We start from the raw sequence: 19684 nt of genomic DNA on the forward strand, positions 1-19684 counted from the left end.
CCGTTGCCGCCTCCGTTATCATTCGGCTCATCACTATCCGGCTCGGATGCGCCTTCGGATGCGACTGCTGTTTCCGTGGTTGCTAATAAGCTTGGTGAAAGAGCGAGGGGGAGTGCTAAAAATGTGTAAAGTAAAAATCTCTTAAAATTCATGGTCCAAAAAACCTCAAATACTGGAAACTCAGCGTTCATTGGACTGGGGAATCAGTAGGTGAGCAATCATGCAATAACGGCCCACTGATAGGCCTGTGTCACTTTTGCGCTCTTTCTAGGGGCTGTGTTATCCGGACAGTTGCCGTGGCTTTCGTTGACCTCTTCGTTTTTGATCTCACTTTCAGAATGGATCTGTGAATTTGGTCGACAGGGGGTTGTTTAGTCTGGATCAAAATCTGGATTTACCTTCAGTTCCTTAGGAGCCACAGAAGCATATAGAATGAATAAAGCGCCCAATTGGGCGCTTTATTTTGTCGTTTGTAGAAAGAGATAACCTCTAGTTGGGGTTACCAGATCTTCACCTGCTTATTGACCTGACAGTAATCGCGGATCAGAAGCTGCCAATATGGCATGCACTCACAGTTTTCAGCTGCCTGCCAACGGGTGACTTTCAAGCCCCCATTGTCGAGGCGCTCGCGTTCTACAAACCAGCCTCGATGACGAGCGCAGCGGTCACGAGACTTCTTTTTGTCGCGCTCAACTACTTCTGGGATGATCGGAGGAGTTGGTTCGTCATCACCGTTGTCGTTGCACTTCTTACCTTTGCCTTTACCCTTGCCTTTTCCTTTACCCTTGCCACCTCGTTTGCCAGGTTTGCACTTCTTCTTCGGTTTCTTTTTCTTCTTTGCCTGCTTCTTTTTCTCTTCCTCTTTTATCTGGCTGATTTCTTTATCGCCTTTGAAGAAAGAGAATGACTGTGCAAATGCTGGGGCAGATATCTGCGTAAAGGTTAGCGAGAGAGAAATAATTGCTAATAATAATAATCGTTTGAAAGTTTTTACCATGAAAGCCTCGAGTGTAAGAAAACTCTGGGCTTATTGGAGTGGTAAATAAAACCTTCATCAATTGCGATATGTTGGGTTGCGCAATCTCATAGTACTTTGATTCATCATTATAAAATTATGGGTTATATTTAGGGTGCTTAACGAATTGGGTGTCGAAAAATACCGTTAGACCGCATTGTTAACGCGCTACGGTAACCCAGTAATCAAAGTCCAGTATAACGCCGTGCTGATAGGCTCCGTTTTCGTCTCGAAGCGGGTAGTCTGAGCATGGTTTATCTTTGGTGGCGACCAATCTCATGCGCAGGGCGCCGATGTCATCGCGTCCGTTGATTGGCTGTTTGTCCAGAACTTCACTCCAAGCATAAACTGTATCCCCTGCAAATAGGGGAGCGATGTGCCGCCCTCCATTGATCGCTGCAATGTGGAAGGCGTTTGCCATGCCGTTGAAGGAAAGGGCGCGGGCGAGCGAGATCACATGCCCGCCATAGATCAGCCGTCGGCCGAAACGGCTATCCTTTTCGCTATGCCGGTTGAAGTGAACCTTTGCCGTGTTCTGGTATAGGCGGGTAGCCAATTGATGCTCAGCTTCTTCAACTGTCATGCCATCAATGTGGTCAATCTTCTCGCCTACCTCATAATCTCCCCAACGGAATGGACTGCCGGATGCGGCGTTGTTCCACTCTGACAATTTTAGCGGCGGGACGCAGGTGCCAAGCAGTTCTGGAGCAACGCTGTCGGCGAGTTCCGGTTGAACGGTTTCGGGGGCAGGGGCGTCGAGGTCTCCTTTTTTGACCATCACCCAACGCACGTATTCCAGAACGGTCTCTTCGCGCTGGTTGGTGCCTGTGGTGCGTACAAAAACAACGCCAGTTTTGCCGTTGGAGTTCTGTTTCAGACCAATCACCGTGGACGTTGCGGATAGACTATCGCCAACAAAAACAGGTGCAATAAAACGCCCCTCCGCATAACCAAGGTTTGCCACGGCGTTTAGGGAAATGTCAGGAACCGACTTACCGAAAACCATATGAAACACCAGCATGTCGTCTACAGGGGCTTGAGGGTAGCCGATGCTCTGAGCAAAGCTGTCGGCAGACTGAACTGCAAAGCGTGATCCATAAAGGGCGTTGTAAAGGGCTACGTCACCATCAGTTACTGTGCGCGGTGTGCTGTGCACAATAGTCTGGCCAACTTTGAAGTCTTCAAAGAAGTTTCCGCGATTTGTTTTCGGCTGTGCCTTGATGGCTGACATGAGCGCTCCCCTCCCGTTACGCTGCGTTTGGAGTATTGAACAATACTCTATGTTGCGGTGCAACTTGCACCTTTGGAGGGTGTTTGAGTGCGGGTTGTCTCGCGCTCACAATGGACGTGAAACAACTGCAGGGTTTAGCTTAAAGGGCACTTAGGGTTTGTAACGCGAGCTTTTGCGCTTCCGCCCTCTTTGTGATCTCAGGTTTTTTGAAGCTCTAGATAAAGCGCGGCTACAAGTTCAGTGGCGTTCTGTAGGTCGCTACGTTCTGGCTGAACGACGGTCGCCTTCAGCTTGTCAGTAAACTCTGGAAGCAGGGTCTCGATTTTCCGAAGGCCCCTTGCCTCATAGCCCTGCCGCCGCATGGCAAGAGGACCCAGAACCTGCATGCGCAAAAAGCCGAGCATTTCCAACGCTTCGAAATATTCGCCCCGTGCAATCTTCTCGCTGCAATAGTGGACACATACCCAAAAGCGGTCTTCAACCCATTGTTCGTCTAGTGGCGGGTACCTGCCTGCTCCCATGCTTAGCGCTTGCTCAAGCCGCATTGGAAGCGCCTCTTCAAGGAACTTTCGGTGCTTTGCGGGGGCTGTGCTTGGAAATATCAGTTCGTCCTGCCGTATCGGTTGGGCTGCCTTATCGTTGCGATCTGCACATAATATCCCCTAAATGTCGCAGGATTTGTTTTTTGATGTAAACTCCTGAAAACGAAACACGAGAGCATTGGGAGGCTGTCATGCGCAAACTTATCTCTTCTGGATCGCCTTTTGAAAAGGTTGCTGGATACTCTCGGGCGGTTGTCGATGGTGACACGATTTATGTTTCTGGCACCACCGGCTACGATTACGCGACAATGACAATGCCGCAGGATGTTGCCGCGCAAACGGCGAACTGTCTTGAGACAATCAAGCAGGTGCTAGAAGGTGAGGGGGCATCGCTTACCAGCGTTGTTCGGGCTCGCTACTACGTCGCGGACCGCGCCTATGTTGATGCGGTTTTTGCTGTTTTGGGTGAGTACTTTGCAGATATTCGTCCGGCAGCGACGATGGTGATCTGCGATCTCATCAAGGATGAAATGAAAGTCGAAATTGAGGTAACTGCAAAACTGACCTAGTAATGCTGCCAACAGGGCAGGACAAATAGGCGGTAATAGATTGCAATTTCAGTTTTTCATCCTTGCAATCTAAATGTAGCTACCTACGTTAGCACTCGTATTTGTAAGGGGCCTTGACTAATCATGACTGATTTTCCGCATTATCTTCTCGAGGGCTATGGGCAGTACAAGGGCAAGACCTATACCCGCCTTCAGGAAGACTACGAGAATTTGGCCATTTATGGCCAAGAGCCCAAGGTAATGGTGATTTCCTGCTGCGATAGCCGCGTTACGCCAGAAGGCATTTTCCATGCCGGACCGGGCGAGCTGTTTGTCGTTCGCAACGTTGCCAACCTTGTTCCTCCTTTTGAAAACGACCTTGGTACCCATGGTACGAGTGCCGCGCTTGAATATGCTGTAACAGCGCTGAAAGTTGAGCACATCGTTGTTATGGGCCACTGCAAGTGTGGTGGTGTGCAGGCGTTTCGCGAAAGCGGCGGCAAGCTGGGCCAGACTGGCCAGTTCGTTGGTCCGTGGATCAAGCTGCTGGAACCTGCCGCGATTTCGTTGGCTTGTACCCCTGTGGAGCCTAACGACGATCCGCAGTTGGGCATGGAATATGCCGGTGTTCGCCAGAGCTTGAACAACCTCATGACCTTCCCGTTCGTGGAAAAGCAGGTAAAGCAGGGGCAGTTGAAGCTGCATGGCGCATGGTTCGACATCGGTTCTGGTGAGCTGCGTATCATGGATGGCGAGACCAAGAGATTTGAGCCAGCCACAGACTTTTTGAAGGGCGAGCTGGAAGAAGACGCTAAGGCCTAGGGGCCAAAATCAGCATTATTTAAGCTTGAGAGATTTTGAAGGGTAGCGGTGCGCCGCTGCCCTTTTTTGTTTTGCGGTGCTTGGAAACCCTGTGAGCTCCCAGATGTTTTAAAGGGTGAAAACGGCTGGCTGCGACGTGCGGCAGTCTTTTCCCTGTCACTTACTATGCTTAGAACGGGTAGAGCAGCGCTGCTGTGCTTTGAATTTCATACGGGCGGTCATAGCCCTTTTTAGAGAGACAAAAGATGGCCAAAGCCATTCACATGATGATCCGCGTTCGCGATGAAGAGCGCTCTGTTTCCTATTACAACAAGGCATTCGGTCTGGAGATCGCAGATCGCTATGACTTTGAAACCTTCACGCTTGTTTATCTTCGCAATGAAGAAACCGACTTCGAAGTTGAGCTGACCGTAAACAAGGGCCGTGAAGAGCCTTACGCTTTGGGCGATGGATACGGCCATGTTGCATTCTGTGTGGATGACGTTGCCAGCGAGCATGCCCGTTTTGCTGCTGAAGGCCTGCAGCCAGAAGACGTGAAAGAGTTCAATATTGAAGGAGAACTGTTTGCTCGCTTCTTCTTTGTGACCGACCCGGACGGCTATCGCATCGAGATACTTGAGCGCCACGGCCGGTTTCGTTGAGCTTAACTGAGGCTGCCGCGCCTTGAAAAATGCGCGGCAAAGCTGCACAAACGAGCCCAAGGAAATCTCAACTTACAAAGGGGCTCGTCAGACATGGCTGCCAACAAGCTGCTTCTCCTTCCTGGTGACGGTATCGGTCCGGAAATCATGGAAGAGGTGAAGAAGATCATCTCTTGGTTCAACTCCCGTGGTGGTGCCACGTTCGAGTGTTCTGAAGGTCTCGTAGGCGGCGCAGCCTATGATGCACATGGCGTTTCCATCTCTGAAGAAGATATGGAAAAGGCTCAGGACGCTGACGCTATCATCTTCGGTGCTGTTGGCGGCCCTAAGTGGGACAACGTGCCTTATGATGCGCGTCCTGAAGCTGGCCTGCTGCGCCTGCGTAAAGATCTGGGCCTGTTTGCAAACCTGCGCCCTGCAATCTGCTACCCAGCGCTGGCTGATGCGTCTTCCCTCAAGCAGGACGTGATCGAAGGTCTCGATATCCTCATCGTTCGCGAACTGACCGGCGGTGTGTATTTCGGCGAGCCGAAGACCATCACCGAGCTGGAAAACGGCCAGAAGCGCGCTGTTGATACACAGGTTTACGAGAGCTACGAAATCCAGCGCATCGCGGCTGTAGCGTTTGACCTTGCCCGCACCCGTGGCAACAAAGTTACGTCCATGGAAAAGCGCAACGTGATGAAGTCCGGCGTGCTCTGGAACGAAGTTGTTACCCAGACACACGCAAACGGCTATCAGGATGTTGAGCTTGAGCACATGCTGGCAGACGCTGGCGGTATGCAGCTGGTTCGCTGGCCTAAACAGTTCGACACTATCGTGACCGACAACCTGTTTGGTGACATGCTGTCCGACGTTGCTGCAATGCTGACCGGTTCTTTGGGCATGCTGCCATCTGCTTCTTTGGGTGCTACCGATGAAGCAACCGGCAAGCGCAAGGCAATGTACGAGCCAGTACACGGCTCTGCACCTGATATCGCTGGTACCGGCGCTGCAAACCCGATTGCGATGATTGCATCCTTCGCAATGGCTCTGCGCTACTCCTTCCAGATGATTGCTGAAGCAGACATGCTTGAAAAAGCGATCTCCAACACTCTGGACAAGGGCCTGCGCACCAAAGATATCGCAAAGGCTGGCGAAGCAACCATTTCTACCGTTGAAATGGGCGATGCGATCCTTGCCGAGCTGAAGGCTCTGGCTGCATAAGCCAACCGATTGCTGAATTTTGAAAAGGCGGTGCCGGAGACGGTGCCGCTTTTTTGCTTTTTGGTGCTTGCAGTCGGTTGCGTTTGAACAATCGCTCGGCCATATAGCGGAAGATACGAAGAGATAATTTGGAGCCAATGGCGATGGATGAGCGCGTAAAACCATTTCTGGGTATGTGGATTCTTGATCCGGACCAGTCCCGTTACGATCAGGGTGCTGCGCCGCTTGGCGGAAGTATGAAGGTTGCCGAGAAAGACGGCGAGATCGGCTTCTTTATCAAAACCGTGGAAGCTGATGGCCAGACCATTGAGGCGAACTTCTCCGGTATCCCTGATGGCGAAGACCGTCAAATGCCGCAGAATTCGTTTGCCGATACTCTGTCTTTGGCATTTGAGAGCAGCTCTACACTAACATCTGAAGCAAAGAAGAACGGTATTGTCATTATGACAGCGCGCCGCGAGCTGGATGATGAAGCAGGTACGCTGACCATCTATCAGACCGTTCATTTGCTGGACGTAGGTTCGTTTTCTAACGAAGCGGTTTATGTGCGGGCTCAATAAGCCCGCATCCTTTTCAGGCGCTATTGTTTGAACGCGTCGTGATAACCGATTGTCCCGTTCGGGGTTGGCTTTTTAAAGGTCAGAGCCATAAAGTACTCGGGCGGGAATCCTTCCAAAATGATGCGCGGGTCGGGCTCAAAGCCATAACGGCAGTAGAATGATGGGTCGCCCAAGACCACACACCCGCCTGCGCCGCGAGAGCGCAAAATCTCAAGCCCTTCTTGCACGAGGGCCGCACCAATGCCTTTTTCCCGACTGGTTTGAATAACGGCAACAGGGCCTAGCCCGAACCAGTCATGGTCTTTGCCATCAATTGTGATGGGCGAGAAAGCAACGTGGCCAACCAGTGTACCTTCATCCACGGCGACAAGAGACAAGGCAAGCGCCCCATCATCGCGAAGGGTATCGACAATTTCGTGCTCTGTGGGCTCGGCGTTGGGCTCGTGGCGAGGATGGTCCTTGAATGCCTCGTAGACCATTTCGCGCAGCTTCTTTACGTCATCGGGGCCTTCTTCACGAATGATCATGGCGTGCTCCGTCTTGTTCTTATTGCAAGAGCCTAGCGTGATTTCGTGAGTATATCCTAAAAGTAGCCGTAGATGCGACCGCAGCTGATTACGCCCAGCCAAGCGACAAGTGAGAAGAAGCCAGCCCAACGGAAACGGGCGATGGTGCCGCGGCTGTCTACACGGTCGAGATATCGCCACGCAGGAACGAACCGCAGCAAAATGGCGTTAAGAAGGGCAAAGAGGAAGAAGCCTGCTTTGGCCCAGAAAATCGGAGACTGTACATAAACGCGGGCATTGACCGAGAGCAGCAAAACGCCGGACAGGATTGCCAGTACAGCACCAAAGAACGCGACACGAGTGAGGACGCGGGCAAGATCTGCCAATGGTACAGCCCGCCAGAAGCCCATCATACGCAGATCAAGCGGAGCCACAGCGCCGAACAACATGGCAAGGCCGATGATGTGCACGGTGTTCGCCGCAGGATAGAACCAGCGTTCGGACTTGAAGAAAGCGGCCAACTGGGAAAGTTCCAGTTGGTGGGCAAGCTGAAGGGCGTAAGCCAGAATGTCAGGCACGGCTTTTTGTGAAGCTCCCTAAGAAATGATTGCCAATACCCTTGCGCTTCAAAGCGCGGCGATCAAGAGGGCGTGTTGGCGCTTTCCATGGTTTTCCCGTGTTGCAATGAAAATGCCCCTAAGGCTTTTGCTGGTGATGCTTTTTTGAAGTGTTGAGAATTACTCACCAACCGGTTTAAGTGAGCAGCACGGGTTGTTGATGCGCGTTGTTTTTTCAAGTCTCTTGCCAGTTAACGGGAGTTTTTTTCATTAGGGCGGCAAAGCAGGCTACAGGTGCGCGCTAGTAAGTAGCGTCAGAACTGTTGACATTGTGATGACGAGAAGGCAAGTAGTGTCTCGCGTTTACTGCAGAGCTAGAGATTCAGTCTTATGACCCATCTGACCGACATCGCGGGGAAAATGAAAGGTGCAACCATTGGTGCGCTTACCCTGTCGGCTGCACGAATGCTCACAACAAAATCCACCATCACTACGACTACCAAGACCACAGTCTGACGGTGCTTCTCTTTCCCGCGCTCCTCCCGGGATGGGAGGCGCTAAAAGGGCTCACCGGCGCATGGGGCACCGGCGGGTGATGGGGGAGAAGAGAAGGAAGAATTTGATGGGCTACAAAATTGCCGTGGCTGGTGCTACCGGAAACGTGGGTCGCGAAATGCTGGACATTCTGGCTGAGCGTGGTTTCCCTGCTGATGAAGTTGTTGCTTTGGCTTCCCGCCGCTCTCAGGGTAAAGAGATTTCTTTTGGCGATAAGACGCTGAAAGTACAGGCAATGGAGAACTACGATTTCTCCGACACAGACATTTGCTTGATGTCTGCTGGTGGTTCCATCTCTCAGGAATGGTCTCCAAAAATCGGTAAGCAGGGCTGCGTTGTCATCGATAACTCCTCTGCATGGCGCTATGACTCAGAAGTGCCGCTCATCGTTCCTGAAGTAAATGCTGACGATATCGTAGACTTCAAAAAGAAGATGATCATTGCAAACCCGAACTGCTCTACTGCGCAGCTCGTCGTTGCTCTGGCTCCTCTGCATGAAGCTGCTGGCATCAAGCGCGTTGTTGTGTCTACCTACCAGTCCGTTTCCGGTGGTGGTAAAGACGCGATGGAAGAACTGTTCAATCAGACCCGCGCTGTTTTCGTAAGCGATCCGATTGAGCCTCAGAAGTTCACCAAGCGCATTGCTTTCAACGTTATTCCGCACATCGACGTGTTCATGGAAGACGGTTACACCAAGGAAGAGTGGAAGGTTCTTGCTGAAACCAAGAAGATGCTCGACCCTAAGATCAAGGTAACCTGCACCGCTGTTCGCGTGCCTGTGTTTGTTGGTCATGCTGAAAGCGTCAACATCGAGTTCGAAAACCCGATCTCCGCTGAAGAAGCACAGAACATCCTGCGTGAAGCACCAGGCTGTCTGGTTGTCGATAAGCGTGAAGACGGCGGTTATGTAACGCCTTACGAGTCTGCCGGTGAAGATGCGACTTACATCTCCCGTATTCGTGAAGATGCGACCGTAGAAAACGGCCTGAACATGTGGGTTGTTGCTGATAACCTGCGCAAAGGTGCAGCGCTTAACGCTGTTCAGATCGCCGAGGTTCTGGTGAACCGCGGCCTGATCCAGCCGAAAAAAGACGCAGCATAATTGATTTTCAAAACGGCGGGGGCTTCTCCCGCCGTTTTCTTTGGCGCTGCCAGCAGGCACTTTGCGCCGTCCTACCTTGCTTGTAACGGTTCGTTACTTGCCCATTCCCTCTCTAAAACTTTAGTATTCGTTGCTGCCGCCATAGGCTGTAACGTCGCTTTGTGTTTTGCGCTGTGCCCGCCGCGGGTTTGATACCCGAGCAGGACACGTAAATTGCTGGATGGAGGGAATGTATGGCTGAGTTTCCGCAGTTCTTGGAGTTTTATAACGCCAATCCACGCGCCACCTTTTGTGACTGGCTGGTGAGCCAATCGCAAGAAGAGTGGGACCGTGCAACACTCCATCCCTTTACCGATGCAGTGGGAAGCGGAATGATGCCCGTTGATACCTACAAACGCTTTTTGATCGAGGATTACAGTTTTATCCGCGATCTGGCGACTATGCTTGGGTATCTGGTTGCCAAAGCTCCCAATATGGAAGCCAAAGGGGCGCTCGCCCATTATCTGTATGCCCTGACCTCCACCGGACGAGATTACTTCTTTGAGACGTTTGACGCGTTGGGTGTCTCTCGAGATGAGGTGCAGAGCGCTGAGGCGGGGCCAGTAAACAAGGCTCTTGTTGCGACTATGGTTTCAGCCGCCGAAAAGGGAAGCTACGAGGACGGCATCGTCTGCCTTGTTGCTGCTAATGGTATTTACCTTGATTGGTGCCTTAGGGAAGCTAATAGACAGCGTCCCGAGCAGCCATATCTGGCGCGCTGGATCGATATGCACGTCGAAGACGGGTTGTTCACACAGTTTGTGAGCTTTTTGCGCAATGAGGTAAATCGCATTGGACCTACTTTGCCGGCGCAGCAACAAATGGAGCTGGCCGCCCGTTTTAAGCGCATTTGCGAACTTGAATACGATTTCTTTGAAGCAGTTTGGACGTAACGTCACCTTGGGCGTCGCTGCGTTACTAGTCGATTCTGCGAACTGGAAGTAACGTCAATTTGCTACCATTCTACGTAGCTCAGGAAGACTTAGGGATTGGGAGACTTTAAGTAGATGCTGCAGGAAATAACCTACGCTCTGTATGTAAGCCAGAACAAGGGTGCCACCTTTTGTGATTGGTTGATTGCCCGTTCTCAGGTGGAATGGGACAGAGCGCGGTTCCATCCGTTTACCGAGGCGGTGGGTGATGGCACGGTAAGCGACGCGGCCTACCGTCGTTATTTGATTGAAGATTATAGTTTCATCGTTGATCTGGCTTCTGCGCTCGGCTTCCTTGTTGCCAAAGCGCCAGCTATGAAGTCCAAGGCTGTGTTGGCTGACTTCCTCGCAAAGCTGACTTCTACCGAGAACGATTACTTCCTTCGCTCATTCGAGGCGCTTGGCGTACCTGCCGAGACCTACGAAAGTGCTGATGCCAACAAGGTAACACGCGCTGTTGCAGCAACCTTGCTGGCAACCTCTGGCAAGCAGAAGTATGAGGACGGCCTCGTTTGCCTTTTGTGCGCCGAGTGGCTTTACCTCGACTGGTGCAGCCGTGAAGCAGTAAAGCCGCGGCCTGACGCATTCTATCTGTCAGAGTGGCTTGATCTGCACGTCGGTGACTACTTCGAAGGCTTTGTTGCTGCGCTCAAGGATGAGATGAACGAGCTTGGTCCGCAACTTCCAGAGCGCCGCCAGCGCGAAGTGCTTGGTCACTTCCAGCGTATGTGTCAGCTGGAAGGTGACTTCTTTGAAGCTGCGCTTAACGGTGTGCAGGACTAATTCTGATTTAGTTAATGTGGCTATGCCGGATCCGCTTAAAGGGTCCGGCAGGCTTCTTCTACCTGTTGTAGCTCTACATTGCCGCCGCAGAGCAAAATACCAACGCGCTCACCTTTTTCTGGCTGGTAAACGCCGCTGATAAGGGCAGCAAGCCCCGTAGCTGCTGCTGGCTCGACAGCCAGTTGAAGTGCCTGCCAGAGCATTGCTTGCGCCTTCAATATAGCGGCGTCTTCTACAAGAAGCGATTGAGCAATAAGGTTCTTGGCAGTTTCATAGGTGAGGGCGCCGCATTTGGACGCGCCAAGGCTATTTGCGGCAACGCTATTCAGCTCAACCTGCACAGGCTCTCCAGCTTCCATTGCTGCATGGAAGGAGCATGAACCTATTGGTTCTACTGCGATAACTTTCGGTCCGCCTTCAAGGTAGGTGGCGATACCGGACAGAAGCCCGCCGCCGCCAACGGCAATGAGAACCGTGTCAAACCCTTCTGTCTGCTCCAGCCATTCAGCGGCAACCGTTCCTTGGCCTGCAATTGTCTGCGCTGTGTCGAAGGGGTGGATGTTAAGCGCGCCCGTTGTTTCGATGTGTTTCTGGCATAGAAGGGCTGCATCTGCGTAGTTCGCCCCCGAGACATGGACATCCGCGCCGTAGCTCTTAATCTTCGCGATTTTGGTCGGGTTGGAAATTTCAGGCACGAAAATCTGTGCTTTGATGCCGAGTTCAGCAGCAGCGCAGGCAACAGCGGCACCGTGGTTGCCGCCTGAAGCTGCGGTAATACCTGCTTCGGGAATAGCATCTTGAGAAAGTGCGGAATTGAAAGCTCCGCGTGCTTTGAATGATCCAGAAGCTTGCGTGTGTTCCAGCTTAATGCTTAGCGGGTTACTCAGCCCGAAGGCTCCTTTAGGCAGTTCAAGCACTGGCGTTTTGCGAATAAACGGGCGAATGCGCTCAAAGGCAGCGAGGATATCGGACTTCTGGACAGGCATAGTTTCTTTCAAAAGTGATGGCCTCCCCGCTCGAAAGCGAGGAGGCTAAAGGATTATGCAGAGGCAGGCATTGCCGTTTCAACGAGCTTGATGAAGTAGGAGCATCCGTAAGGGATGAGCTCGTCGTTGAAGTCGTATGCCGGATTGTGCAGCTTTGCAGTGTCGCCGTTGCCTGCGAAGATGAACGCACCCGGACGATCTTCTAGATAGTAAGCGAAATCTTCGCCGCCCATGGATGGTTCGATCTCGGTGTTCACCTTGTCTTCGCCGCCTGCAACTTCAGCAGCGATCTTTGCAGCAAACGCTGTAGGGGCTGCATGGTTGGAGCAAACCGGATAGTTCTTCATGTAGTTGATATCAGCGGTTGCGCCGTGTGCTTCGCAGATGCTTTCAACCATCTTCTTGATGCGCACTTCGCACAGCTCACGGGTTTCGGTGCTGAGTGTACGCACAGTGCCGCGCAGGGTCGCGGTTTCCGGAATAATGTTGAAGGCAGAGCCGGCCTCAAACACGGTTACGGAGATAACAGCAGAATCCAGCGGCTTACGGTTACGGCTGACGATGGACTGGAAGCCGGTCACGATCTGGGAACCAACGACAATCGGGTCAACTGTCTGGTGAGGCTGTGCTGCGTGGCCGCCAAGGCCGTTGATGGTGATCTCGAATTCGTCGGTCGCTGCCATGAGAGGGCCGGAACGGATCGCAAATTCGCCAACCGGCATGCCCGGCATGTTGTGCAGGCCGTAAACCTCTTCGATGTTCCAGCGGTCCATCAGGCCGTCGTCCATCATCGCTTTCGCGCCCGCGCCGCCTTCTTCAGCTGGCTGGAAGATGAGAACGACAGTACCATCAAAGTTGCGGGTTTCTGCAAGGTACTTTGCGGTGCCTAGCAGCATGGCTGTGTGACCGTCGTGACCACAGGCGTGCATAGCGCCGTCTGTTTTAGAAGCCCACTCTTTACCGGTGATTTCGGTCAAAGGCAGAGCGTCCATGTCAGCGCGTAGTGCAATGGTTTTGCCTTCGCCGCCGTTCTTGCCTTTGATGACGCCAACAACGCCGGTCTGGCCAATGCCAGTGGTTACATCATCAATGCCGAATTCGCCCAGAAGCTCTGCAACGCGGGCCGCTGTGCGGTGCGTCTCGTAGAGGATCTCTGGGTTTTCGTGGAAGTCACGGCGCCATGCTGTGATTTCATCGTGGAATTCGGCAAGCCTATTGATGACGGGCATTGGGGTCTCCGGAAATAGATTGATCTTTATTGGAATAAGAGCAATGTGCAGAATTGCCCGTTTTTCCGCGCTACGCAACCAGCAGAGCAATGCTTAGGGCAGCATTATAAGAATGATGTTGTGTCCCATTGGAATGTTTCCGTTGCGGAAAATTCACGCATTGAGGCGTTGTAGCGTCCTTGTTGTAGTTTGACGGGAAAGATGGACGCAATGACAATCTACAATGTAACGCTTGCAAATACCTCAAGTTCCGGTGGTCAACAGACATGGACTTTGCTGGTTGGGAAAGTGCTGATCAACGCACCGGAGATCCCTTACGGGCGGTCCTCGGAAATTTGCTCGTTCAATGTTTCCGATATCACGTCACTGGTTGCCAGCGTAAACGGTAACGTGGCCGAGTTCACCTATACGCCTGCCAAGGAGGGAGGCGATAAGGATGCTCAAGGGCAGTGGGCGATGAATGGTCAGAACCAGAACTTCAAGCTGGCCGCAGATGGCAACAATCTGACGATCAGCAGCATCAACTAGGTTGTGGCGGAGCGGAAAAGATAAAGCCCGATCAGATTGACCGGGCTTTAAAATAATTAGCGTTTCAGGCTCTTGGGGTCCAAGCCACCCAGTTCGCACATAATCTCCCACTCCTCCGGTTTTACCGGCTGAACGGAAAGGCGCATGCTGGTAACCAAAGACATATCTTCAAGGCGTTCGTCGGATTTCACCTGCGCCAAAGTTACCGGCACGGGCATGTCGCAAACAGCCTTCACGTCCACGCACTCCCAGCGCGGATCGTTTGCTTTGGAATCCGGGTGGATGAGCGCACAAACTTCGACAATGCCGACCACTTCCTTACCAATGTTGGAGTGGTAGAAGAAGCCAAGGTCACCAATTTCCATCTGCCGCATGTTGTTGCGAGCCTGATAGTTACGGATGCCATCCCATTCTTCGCCAATATCGCCTTTGGCTTTTTGCTGCTCCCAGGACCATTTGTCTGGTTCGGACTTAAAGAGCCAGTATTTCAACCTTAGTTCTCCGGATTTTTGAATACCCAGTTGTATGGGCGAATCTCGACTGATTCAAACAGACCGGCCTGAGCGTACGGGTCTTCGGAGGCAATTGCGAGGGCTTCATCACGGTTTGCAGCTTCGATGATGACGAGAGAGCCGGTTGGCGTGGTCATGTCGTCAGCCATAAACGGGCCAGCAGCTTTCAGGCGGTCGCCCAGACCCTTAAGAAAGTCAACGTGAGCGGGGCGGGTGCTCTGGCGCAGTTCTACGCTGTGGGCTTTATCGGTGCAGATGAGAGCATAAAGCATGGTTGCTTCCTCCAGTTTCCAGTTTCTGTGGATTCTAAGTGAATCTATTTAGTTAGGTTACTGCGCTTCGCGCTTAAGTGGCCGTGTCATTAGGTCGCTGAGTGCGCGTTGTATCTCCAGATCCTCAGAGATCACGGCAGCCACAGCTGTCGCAATTGGCATCTCCACACCATGGGTGTGCGCCAATTCTACTGCAATATTTGCTGAAAATGCGCCCTCAGCGAGTTTTTGTCCGGGCGCAATAAGGTCTTTTGGTTTTCTGCCTCTGCCGAGCTCCAAGCCAAAGGCGAAGTTACGGGATTGGGCAGACGAACAGGTGAGAACCAAGTCGCCAAGGCCGGAAAGGCCCATGAGTGTATCCCGCTTTGCGCCCATGGCAGAGCCAAGACGGGAAAGCTCCGCAAAGCCGCGCGTTGTCAAAGCTGCTTGCGCGCTGGCGCCAAGGCCGTAGCCAACAGCCGCTCCGCACGCGATTGCCAGAACGTTTTTGAGAGCGCCGCCAATTTGAACGCCGGTGAGGTCGTCGGTTGCGTATGGGCGGAAGCTTGCTGATGCAAGGGCTTTTGCAAGCGCATCGGCAACCTCTACCTGTTCGCAGGCAATGGTGATGGCTGTAGGAAGGCCCTTTGCAATGTCGCTTGCAAAACTTGGCCCTGACAGAGCGCCAACAACAGCGCCTTCAATCTCGTCCTGCACCACTTGTGAGAGCAGCTCACCTGTTGCCGCTTCAATGCCCTTGGCACAAAGAAGAACTGGAGTGCCTGCTTCAAGATCAGGTTTGATCTTGGCGATCATCTCGCGGGTTGTTTGGGCAGGGGTTACCAGCAGCAGCGCATCTTGCCCGCGAACCGCTTCGCTGAGCTGCATGGTTGCCGTGATTTTTTCCTGCCAGACGAGATCGGGTAGGTACTTTGGATTGCTGTGGCTGGTGTTGATTGCCTCAACCGTGGCTTCATCGCGTGCCCAAATGGTTACGTCTCTACCAGCGCGGGCTGCTGCCAGCGCGAGAGCCGTTCCAAATGCACCGCCGCCAATTACGCCGATTGATTGCAGTTCACGAGCCATTTGCGGCAAATCCTTCTTTTCGTTTTTAAATCAAACGCCTTAACTGGTGCAGCTGATTGTAAAATCCAGCGTAGAACAGTTCCTCTTTGTTCGCCATATCGCTGTTAAGGTCCAGCCAGAAAAAGCGAAACAGGATCGGTGCGGCCCCATTATTAGGGGACATTTCAAAGTGGTCCCATGCTGTTTTGGGTTTCAGGTTAACTTTCGTATGAAAGAATCGCCGACGATGCAGGTCCGGTCCATGGGGCTCTTCGAAAATAAAATCTTCATCAGCAAGGTGGTGAAGGGCAGAAGCCAGTTCAAGGCCGGTCTCTTCTTCAAACTCACGGCGAGCGCCGTGGAGATAGCTTTCACCGGGATCAAGCGTGCCACCGGGCACTTGCAGGCCAACCTCGGGAAAGTCGGGCTCACTGAAAACAAGCAGATGACTACCACAGGTCATGTAGACATATGCTTTGTGACGCAATCGCATAAAAACAACTCTTTCGAAAAGAACGAGTTAGCATGCATAGCGTGATTCCAGCTCCAAGCGCTATGAGCGGGTGTTCCTTCCCACCACTTTCCCTAGGGTGCGTTTCACCTTAGGTGCTGTGTACGAGCAAGTCTCGGCTTCTTGCCATTGCAGTCTGTTGAGCGTCGGCGTAGCCTTCACGCTCAAACTGGTAGGGCTTTGGCAAGTTAGGGGAGACTAAGCGTGTCTACAGAAATTCCAAGCATCATGTCGCATGTGTCAGTTGGGACCGATAACTTTGAAAAGGCTGTTGAATTTTATAAGCGCGTGCTGGCAACCATCGGCGCAAAAGTGGTGATGGAGCATCCCGGCGCTGTAGCGTTTGGTAAGCAGTTTCCTGAGTTTTGGGTGCAAACTCCCATTGATGGCCAGCCAGCAGGCGTTGGCAACGGCACGCACTTCGGCTTTATCGCGCCGAGCAACGATGCTGTGCATGCGTTTTGGGAAGTCGCACTGGAGATGGGGGCTGTGCCGGAAGGCGAGCCGGGGCCGCGCCCGCATTACGGAGAGCCGTATTATGGCTGCTTTGTCCGCGATCTGGACGGACATAAAATAGAAGCGGCTGCGTGGAACGCGCCGCTCTAAAAGCTTTGAGATGGATGGAAGAGGCGCCTAAACCTTGGCGCCTTTTTTTCCTGATCCCAGAACACTGTCGGAAAGCTGATCCAGCGGCCATCGTGGGCGCGGAGACATATCCATGTCATCGCCGATGTTGTTGCCACTCATAATTTCCGGATTTTGCTGCGCAAGCAGCTTCAGGCGTTCAAGCCCTGCCCATGCAATCATGGCTGCGTTGTCCGTGCACAGCTTGTGCGGCGGGGCAACGAGGCGTGCACCGTGTTCGGTAGCTACATCGTTCAAGCGATTGCGAATGGTCTGGTTGGCTGCAACGCCGCCAGCAATGACCATTGTAGGTGCTGCATCCGGGAACCGGTCTTTGAACATGGCAAAGGCGCGGGCTGTGCGGTTGCCGATAACATCAGCGACAGCCACTTGGAAAGCAGCGCAAAGGTCGTTCACGACTTCTTCGCTGACCGGCTCTTCCTTAAGGGCCGTGGTGCGCACCGCCGTTTTTAAGCCTGCGAAAGACATGTCCAGCCCTTCACGGTTCAGCAAAGGACGTGGAAGCGGGAAGCGATCCGGATTGCCAAGCTTTGCAGCTTTTTCAACTGCAGGCCCACCTGGATAACCAAGGTGCAGGAGCTTTGCGGTTTTATCGAAGGCCTCCCCAACAGCATCGTCGATGGTTGTGCCAAGGCGCTCGTATTCGCCAAGGCCCTTAACCAGCAAGAACTGCGTGTGACCGCCGGAAACCAGCAGCAGCAGGTATGGAAAAGGCACATCATCTGTCAGGCGAGCGGTTAGGGCATGGCCTTCAAGATGGTTTACGGCAATAAGCGGCTTGTTGGCTGCCATTGCCAAAGATTTCGCTGTCATAAGGCCGACGATGACGCCGCCAATAAGACCGGGACCCGCCGTTGCTGCAATCGCAGAAAGCTGATCCCAGCTTACGTCTGCTTCGTTCATCGCCTGTGCTACGAGGCTATCAAGAATTTGAATGTGTGAACGAGCTGCGATTTCAGGAACGACGCCTCCAAAGACAGCATGCTCGTCAATTTGCGAGTGAATAACGTTGGACAGAATCCGACCGTTACCGCTTTGATCCATTTCAACGACCGCAGCAGCTGTTTCATCGCAACTTGTCTCAATGCCGAGGACGATCAGCACCTAGTTCTCCTTTGCCCACTTCTTAATATGTAGAATTGATTTTACGGGCTTATACATTTATCGCTCACTTACCATGAGCCCACTAACATTGGGATAGTGATCCTTGCAAACAAAACTTATTCGTATCGGAACGCGCGGCAGCGCTTTGGCACTGGCGCAAGCTCACGAAACCCGCCAACGGCTAATGGACGCGCACGGCCTGCCCGAATCATCCTTCGAGATTGTTGTGATCAAGACTACGGGTGATCAGATACAGGACCGACCACTGTCCGAAGCTGGTGGTAAGGGCCTTTTTACCAAAGAAATTGAAGAAGCGCTTTTGAATAATTCTATTCATCTCGCTGTCCACTCCTCAAAGGATATGCCGACCGAGCTGCCTGCCGGTCTTGCCCTTACGGCGTTTTTGCCGCGTGAGGATGTGCGAGATGCCTTTATTTCCCGCAAGGTTAAGCGCATTGAAGACCTGCCACACGGAGCCATTGTCGGGTCCTCATCTTTGCGCAGACAGGCCCAGATCAAACGTCTGCGTCCTGATCTGGATGTGGTAATTTATCGCGGTAATTTGCAAACGCGCATGCGGAAACTGGATGAGGGCGTTGTGGACGCAACGTTCCTTGCTTATGCGGGCCTGCGCCGGTTGGGCATGGAAAAGGAAATTGCCTCCCTTCTGGATACGGACACGTTCCTGCCTGCAGTTGGGCAGGGTGCGATCTGTATCGAGACCCGTGAGGATGATAGCGAGACTATCGAACTTCTCAGCGCGATCCACGACAGCGAGACACAAAGCCGGTTGATGCTGGAGCGGGCATTCCTTGCCGAGATGGATGGTTCTTGCCGTACACCAATTGGCGGTCTGGCTCTTGTGGATGGCGATACCATCTCCTTCAAAGGCGAGGTCATCAAGCCCGATGGCAGCGTGACCCATTCTGTGCAGCGTAGCGGCCCTCTCTCCAATGCCGAAGAAATTGGCCGCGAGGCGGGTAAAGAGCTTCGCGCCCGTGCTGGTGAAAACTTTCTGGAGATCTAGCCAGTGAAGCTGCTTGTGACCCGTCCTGAGCCTGAAGCATCAAGAACTGCTGATAGGCTTCGTGCTTTGGGTCACACAGTTTTGGTGGAACCATTATTGAAAACGGAGGCGCTTCCGGTGGGAGCGCTTCCGCTTGATGGGGCAGGGGCGCTTGCTGTTACCAGTGGTCGCGCCCTTAAAATTATGGCCTTACATAAGGATTTTCCCTCGTTATTAGGCCTTCCCGTTTACTGCGTCGGGCAGCGATGCGGTGAAATCGCGCGCAAATTGGGCTTTACCACAGTTATAACGGCGCAAGGGACCCTTGCTCAGCTAACCGAGCGCATCCTTGAAGATAAGCCCTCAAAGACCATAGTTTACCTAGCGGCCAGAGAGCGTTCTGGCGATTTGCAGGGTGAGTTGGCCCGTGCTGGCGTTACTTGCGAAATGGTCGAAGTTTATAGCATGATGCAAAAAGAACGGTTTTCTGCGCAGATCTACGAAGATTTGCGGCTAGGAAAGGTCGATGCTGTGCTGTTTTACTCTTTTCGCACAGCGGAAACCTTTATGCGCTTGATTCACCTTGAAAATGACACAGAGTGTCTTAACTCTATGAAAGCGTTCACCGTTTCGGAAAGATCTCGATCTCTTCTGAACGCATTCGGGCACGTGGAAGTTTCTGAGGAGCCCAATGAAGATTCGCTTTTTGATCTAACCTTAAGGAAGCGTGTTTTATAGCTTCTATGGACACCCGGCGGGATTGGGGTCCAATTTCCTCGGCGCCGACCCATCCGGCGGGGGAAAGCAG

26 protein-coding genes are annotated in these 19684 nt (G+C 52.7%); 13 read left to right on the forward strand and 13 right to left on the reverse strand.

Translation table 11 applies throughout. The features are described 5' to 3' along the window. From E1162_RS19500 to E1162_RS06070, 4 genes are all read right to left on the reverse strand, one after another. The coding region (locus E1162_RS19500; RefSeq protein ID WP_257098700.1) for a hypothetical protein at nucleotides 1-191 on the reverse strand (191 nt) is incomplete at its 3' end. 308 nt (nucleotides 192-499) lie between these two features. Next, entirely contained in the window at nucleotides 500-997 is a 498-nt protein-coding gene (locus E1162_RS06060) for a hypothetical protein (protein ID WP_155128315.1), read from the reverse strand. Nucleotides 998-1175: 178 nt separating this feature from the next. After that, entirely contained in the window at nucleotides 1176-2246 is a 1071-nt protein-coding gene (locus E1162_RS06065) for a MaoC family dehydratase (protein WP_155128317.1), read from the reverse strand. Nucleotides 2247-2443: 197 nt separating this feature from the next. Then, a complete protein-coding gene (locus tag E1162_RS06070) occupies nucleotides 2444-2791 on the reverse strand; it encodes a hypothetical protein (protein WP_155128319.1) in 348 nt (115 codons plus the stop codon). 188 nt (nucleotides 2792-2979) lie between these two features. Here E1162_RS06070 and E1162_RS06075 point away from each other — a divergent pair, with 188 nt between their 5' ends. From E1162_RS06075 to E1162_RS06095, 5 genes are all read left to right on the forward strand, one after another. Further along, nucleotides 2980-3357 (forward strand): RidA family protein, encoded by a 378-nt coding sequence (locus E1162_RS06075; protein ID WP_155128321.1) that lies wholly within the window; start codon nucleotides 2980-2982, stop codon nucleotides 3355-3357. 123 nt (nucleotides 3358-3480) lie between these two features. Further along, the gene (locus E1162_RS06080; protein ID WP_155128323.1) at nucleotides 3481-4158 is read left to right on the forward strand and encodes a carbonic anhydrase; all 678 of its coding nucleotides are present in this window, start codon (nucleotides 3481-3483) and stop codon (nucleotides 4156-4158) included. A 245-nt stretch (nucleotides 4159-4403) separates the two neighbouring features. Further along, nucleotides 4404-4799, forward strand: a complete 396-nt coding sequence (locus E1162_RS06085; RefSeq protein ID WP_155128325.1) for a VOC family protein — start codon at nucleotides 4404-4406, stop codon at nucleotides 4797-4799. 93 nt (nucleotides 4800-4892) lie between these two features. Next, on the forward strand, nucleotides 4893-6005 hold the full coding sequence (gene leuB, locus E1162_RS06090; protein WP_155128327.1) for a 3-isopropylmalate dehydrogenase: 1113 nt from the start codon (nucleotides 4893-4895) through the stop codon (nucleotides 6003-6005). A gap of 143 nt (nucleotides 6006-6148) precedes the next feature. Continuing rightward, a complete protein-coding gene (locus E1162_RS06095; RefSeq protein WP_155128329.1) occupies nucleotides 6149-6565 on the forward strand; it encodes a hypothetical protein in 417 nt (138 codons plus the stop codon). Between the two features lie 20 nt (nucleotides 6566-6585). Here E1162_RS06095 and E1162_RS06100 read toward each other — a convergent pair whose 3' ends face one another. Continuing rightward, nucleotides 6586-7092, reverse strand: a complete 507-nt coding sequence (locus E1162_RS06100; RefSeq protein ID WP_155128331.1) for a GNAT family N-acetyltransferase — start codon at nucleotides 7090-7092, stop codon at nucleotides 6586-6588. Nucleotides 7093-7148: 56 nt separating this feature from the next. Continuing rightward, nucleotides 7149-7649, reverse strand: coding sequence for a hypothetical protein (locus E1162_RS06105; RefSeq protein WP_371311826.1), 501 nt, complete (start codon nucleotides 7647-7649; stop codon nucleotides 7149-7151). 369 nt (nucleotides 7650-8018) lie between these two features. Between E1162_RS06105 and E1162_RS19505 the strand changes: the two genes are divergently transcribed. The 4 genes from E1162_RS19505 (at nucleotide 8019) to E1162_RS06120 (ending at nucleotide 11039) form a co-directional block, all read left to right on the forward strand. Further along, nucleotides 8019-8144, forward strand: coding sequence for a hypothetical protein (locus E1162_RS19505; protein WP_257098701.1), 126 nt, complete (start codon nucleotides 8019-8021; stop codon nucleotides 8142-8144). A gap of 106 nt (nucleotides 8145-8250) precedes the next feature. Beyond that, the gene (locus E1162_RS06110; protein WP_155128333.1) at nucleotides 8251-9285 is read left to right on the forward strand and encodes an aspartate-semialdehyde dehydrogenase; all 1035 of its coding nucleotides are present in this window, start codon (nucleotides 8251-8253) and stop codon (nucleotides 9283-9285) included. 233 nt (nucleotides 9286-9518) lie between these two features. Then, nucleotides 9519-10217, forward strand: a complete 699-nt coding sequence (locus E1162_RS06115) for a TenA family protein (protein ID WP_155128335.1) — start codon at nucleotides 9519-9521, stop codon at nucleotides 10215-10217. A 114-nt stretch (nucleotides 10218-10331) separates the two neighbouring features. Then, a complete protein-coding gene (locus E1162_RS06120) occupies nucleotides 10332-11039 on the forward strand; it encodes a TenA family protein (protein WP_155128337.1) in 708 nt (235 codons plus the stop codon). Between the two features lie 35 nt (nucleotides 11040-11074). Here E1162_RS06120 and E1162_RS06125 read toward each other — a convergent pair whose 3' ends face one another. Next, nucleotides 11075-12037 (reverse strand): threonine/serine dehydratase, encoded by a 963-nt coding sequence (locus E1162_RS06125; protein WP_257098702.1) that lies wholly within the window; start codon nucleotides 12035-12037, stop codon nucleotides 11075-11077. Nucleotides 12038-12078: 41 nt separating this feature from the next. Continuing rightward, nucleotides 12079-13254 carry a M20 aminoacylase family protein gene (locus tag E1162_RS06130; RefSeq protein WP_155128339.1) on the reverse strand — a complete coding sequence of 392 codons (1176 nt, stop codon included), beginning with the start codon at nucleotides 13252-13254 and terminating at the stop codon, nucleotides 12079-12081. 210 nt (nucleotides 13255-13464) lie between these two features. On the opposite strand from E1162_RS06130, the gene E1162_RS06135 reads away from it, so the two are divergent. Further along, entirely contained in the window at nucleotides 13465-13782 is a 318-nt protein-coding gene (locus tag E1162_RS06135; protein ID WP_155128341.1) for a hypothetical protein, read from the forward strand. A gap of 56 nt (nucleotides 13783-13838) precedes the next feature. Here E1162_RS06135 and E1162_RS06140 read toward each other — a convergent pair whose 3' ends face one another. From E1162_RS06140 to E1162_RS06155, 4 genes are read right to left on the reverse strand one after another with little or no spacing between them, the layout of a single operon-like run. Further along, on the reverse strand, nucleotides 13839-14273 hold the full coding sequence (locus E1162_RS06140) for an EVE domain-containing protein (RefSeq protein WP_155128343.1): 435 nt from the start codon (nucleotides 14271-14273) through the stop codon (nucleotides 13839-13841). Between the two features lie 2 nt (nucleotides 14274-14275). Continuing rightward, on the reverse strand, nucleotides 14276-14566 hold the full coding sequence (locus E1162_RS06145; protein WP_155128345.1) for a YciI family protein: 291 nt from the start codon (nucleotides 14564-14566) through the stop codon (nucleotides 14276-14278). A 57-nt stretch (nucleotides 14567-14623) separates the two neighbouring features. Continuing rightward, on the reverse strand, nucleotides 14624-15631 hold the full coding sequence (locus E1162_RS06150; protein ID WP_155128347.1) for an NAD(P)H-dependent glycerol-3-phosphate dehydrogenase: 1008 nt from the start codon (nucleotides 15629-15631) through the stop codon (nucleotides 14624-14626). 25 nt (nucleotides 15632-15656) lie between these two features. Continuing rightward, on the reverse strand, nucleotides 15657-16103 hold the full coding sequence (locus tag E1162_RS06155; protein ID WP_257098703.1) for an NUDIX hydrolase: 447 nt from the start codon (nucleotides 16101-16103) through the stop codon (nucleotides 15657-15659). A gap of 222 nt (nucleotides 16104-16325) precedes the next feature. Here E1162_RS06155 and E1162_RS06160 point away from each other — a divergent pair, with 222 nt between their 5' ends. Beyond that, nucleotides 16326-16727: a VOC family protein gene (locus tag E1162_RS06160; RefSeq protein WP_371311827.1), complete on the forward strand. Its 402-nt coding sequence runs from the start codon at nucleotides 16326-16328 to the stop codon at nucleotides 16725-16727. A gap of 27 nt (nucleotides 16728-16754) precedes the next feature. On the opposite strand, the gene tsaD is transcribed toward E1162_RS06160, so the two are convergent. Then, nucleotides 16755-17867: a tRNA (adenosine(37)-N6)-threonylcarbamoyltransferase complex transferase subunit TsaD gene (tsaD, locus tag E1162_RS06165; protein WP_155128556.1), complete on the reverse strand. Its 1113-nt coding sequence runs from the start codon at nucleotides 17865-17867 to the stop codon at nucleotides 16755-16757. Nucleotides 17868-17973: 106 nt separating this feature from the next. Here tsaD and hemC point away from each other — a divergent pair, with 106 nt between their 5' ends. Both hemC and E1162_RS06175 read left to right on the forward strand, forming a co-directional pair. Next, entirely contained in the window at nucleotides 17974-18897 is a 924-nt protein-coding gene (hemC, locus tag E1162_RS06170) for a hydroxymethylbilane synthase (protein WP_155128349.1), read from the forward strand. Nucleotides 18898-18900: 3 nt separating this feature from the next. Continuing rightward, nucleotides 18901-19614 (forward strand): uroporphyrinogen-III synthase, encoded by a 714-nt coding sequence (locus tag E1162_RS06175; RefSeq protein WP_155128351.1) that lies wholly within the window; start codon nucleotides 18901-18903, stop codon nucleotides 19612-19614. Nucleotides 19615-19684 lie beyond the last annotated feature (70 nt).

Source organism: Pseudovibrio flavus, assembly GCF_009711345.1.
Taxonomy (GTDB): domain Bacteria; phylum Pseudomonadota; class Alphaproteobacteria; order Rhizobiales; family Stappiaceae; genus Pseudovibrio; species Pseudovibrio flavus.

Bases quoted from the DNA above. Each gene is read 5' to 3' on its own strand.
- E1162_RS06060 (WP_155128315.1), bottom strand. From the start codon at position 997: ATGGTAAAAACTTTCAAACGATTATTATTATTAGCAATTATTTCTCTC.
- E1162_RS06065 (WP_155128317.1), bottom strand. From the start codon at position 2,246: ATGTCAGCCATCAAGGCACAGCCGAAAACAAATCGCGGAAACTTCTTT.
- E1162_RS06070 (WP_155128319.1), bottom strand. From the start codon at position 2,791: ATGCGGCTTGAGCAAGCGCTAAGCATGGGAGCAGGCAGGTACCCGCCA.
- E1162_RS06075 (WP_155128321.1), top strand. From the start codon at position 2,980: ATGCGCAAACTTATCTCTTCTGGATCGCCTTTTGAAAAGGTTGCTGGA.
- E1162_RS06080 (WP_155128323.1), top strand. From the start codon at position 3,481: ATGACTGATTTTCCGCATTATCTTCTCGAGGGCTATGGGCAGTACAAG.
- E1162_RS06085 (WP_155128325.1), top strand. From the start codon at position 4,404: ATGGCCAAAGCCATTCACATGATGATCCGCGTTCGCGATGAAGAGCGC.
- leuB (WP_155128327.1), top strand. From the start codon at position 4,893: ATGGCTGCCAACAAGCTGCTTCTCCTTCCTGGTGACGGTATCGGTCCG.
- E1162_RS06095 (WP_155128329.1), top strand. From the start codon at position 6,149: ATGGATGAGCGCGTAAAACCATTTCTGGGTATGTGGATTCTTGATCCG.
- E1162_RS06100 (WP_155128331.1), bottom strand. From the start codon at position 7,092: ATGATCATTCGTGAAGAAGGCCCCGATGACGTAAAGAAGCTGCGCGAA.
- E1162_RS19505 (WP_257098701.1), top strand. From the start codon at position 8,019: ATGACCCATCTGACCGACATCGCGGGGAAAATGAAAGGTGCAACCATT.
- E1162_RS06110 (WP_155128333.1), top strand. From the start codon at position 8,251: ATGGGCTACAAAATTGCCGTGGCTGGTGCTACCGGAAACGTGGGTCGC.
- E1162_RS06115 (WP_155128335.1), top strand. From the start codon at position 9,519: ATGGCTGAGTTTCCGCAGTTCTTGGAGTTTTATAACGCCAATCCACGC.
- E1162_RS06120 (WP_155128337.1), top strand. From the start codon at position 10,332: ATGCTGCAGGAAATAACCTACGCTCTGTATGTAAGCCAGAACAAGGGT.
- E1162_RS06130 (WP_155128339.1), bottom strand. From the start codon at position 13,254: ATGCCCGTCATCAATAGGCTTGCCGAATTCCACGATGAAATCACAGCA.
- E1162_RS06135 (WP_155128341.1), top strand. From the start codon at position 13,465: ATGACAATCTACAATGTAACGCTTGCAAATACCTCAAGTTCCGGTGGT.
- E1162_RS06145 (WP_155128345.1), bottom strand. From the start codon at position 14,566: ATGCTTTATGCTCTCATCTGCACCGATAAAGCCCACAGCGTAGAACTG.
- E1162_RS06150 (WP_155128347.1), bottom strand. From the start codon at position 15,631: ATGGCTCGTGAACTGCAATCAATCGGCGTAATTGGCGGCGGTGCATTT.
- E1162_RS06155 (WP_257098703.1), bottom strand. From the start codon at position 16,103: ATGCGATTGCGTCACAAAGCATATGTCTACATGACCTGTGGTAGTCAT.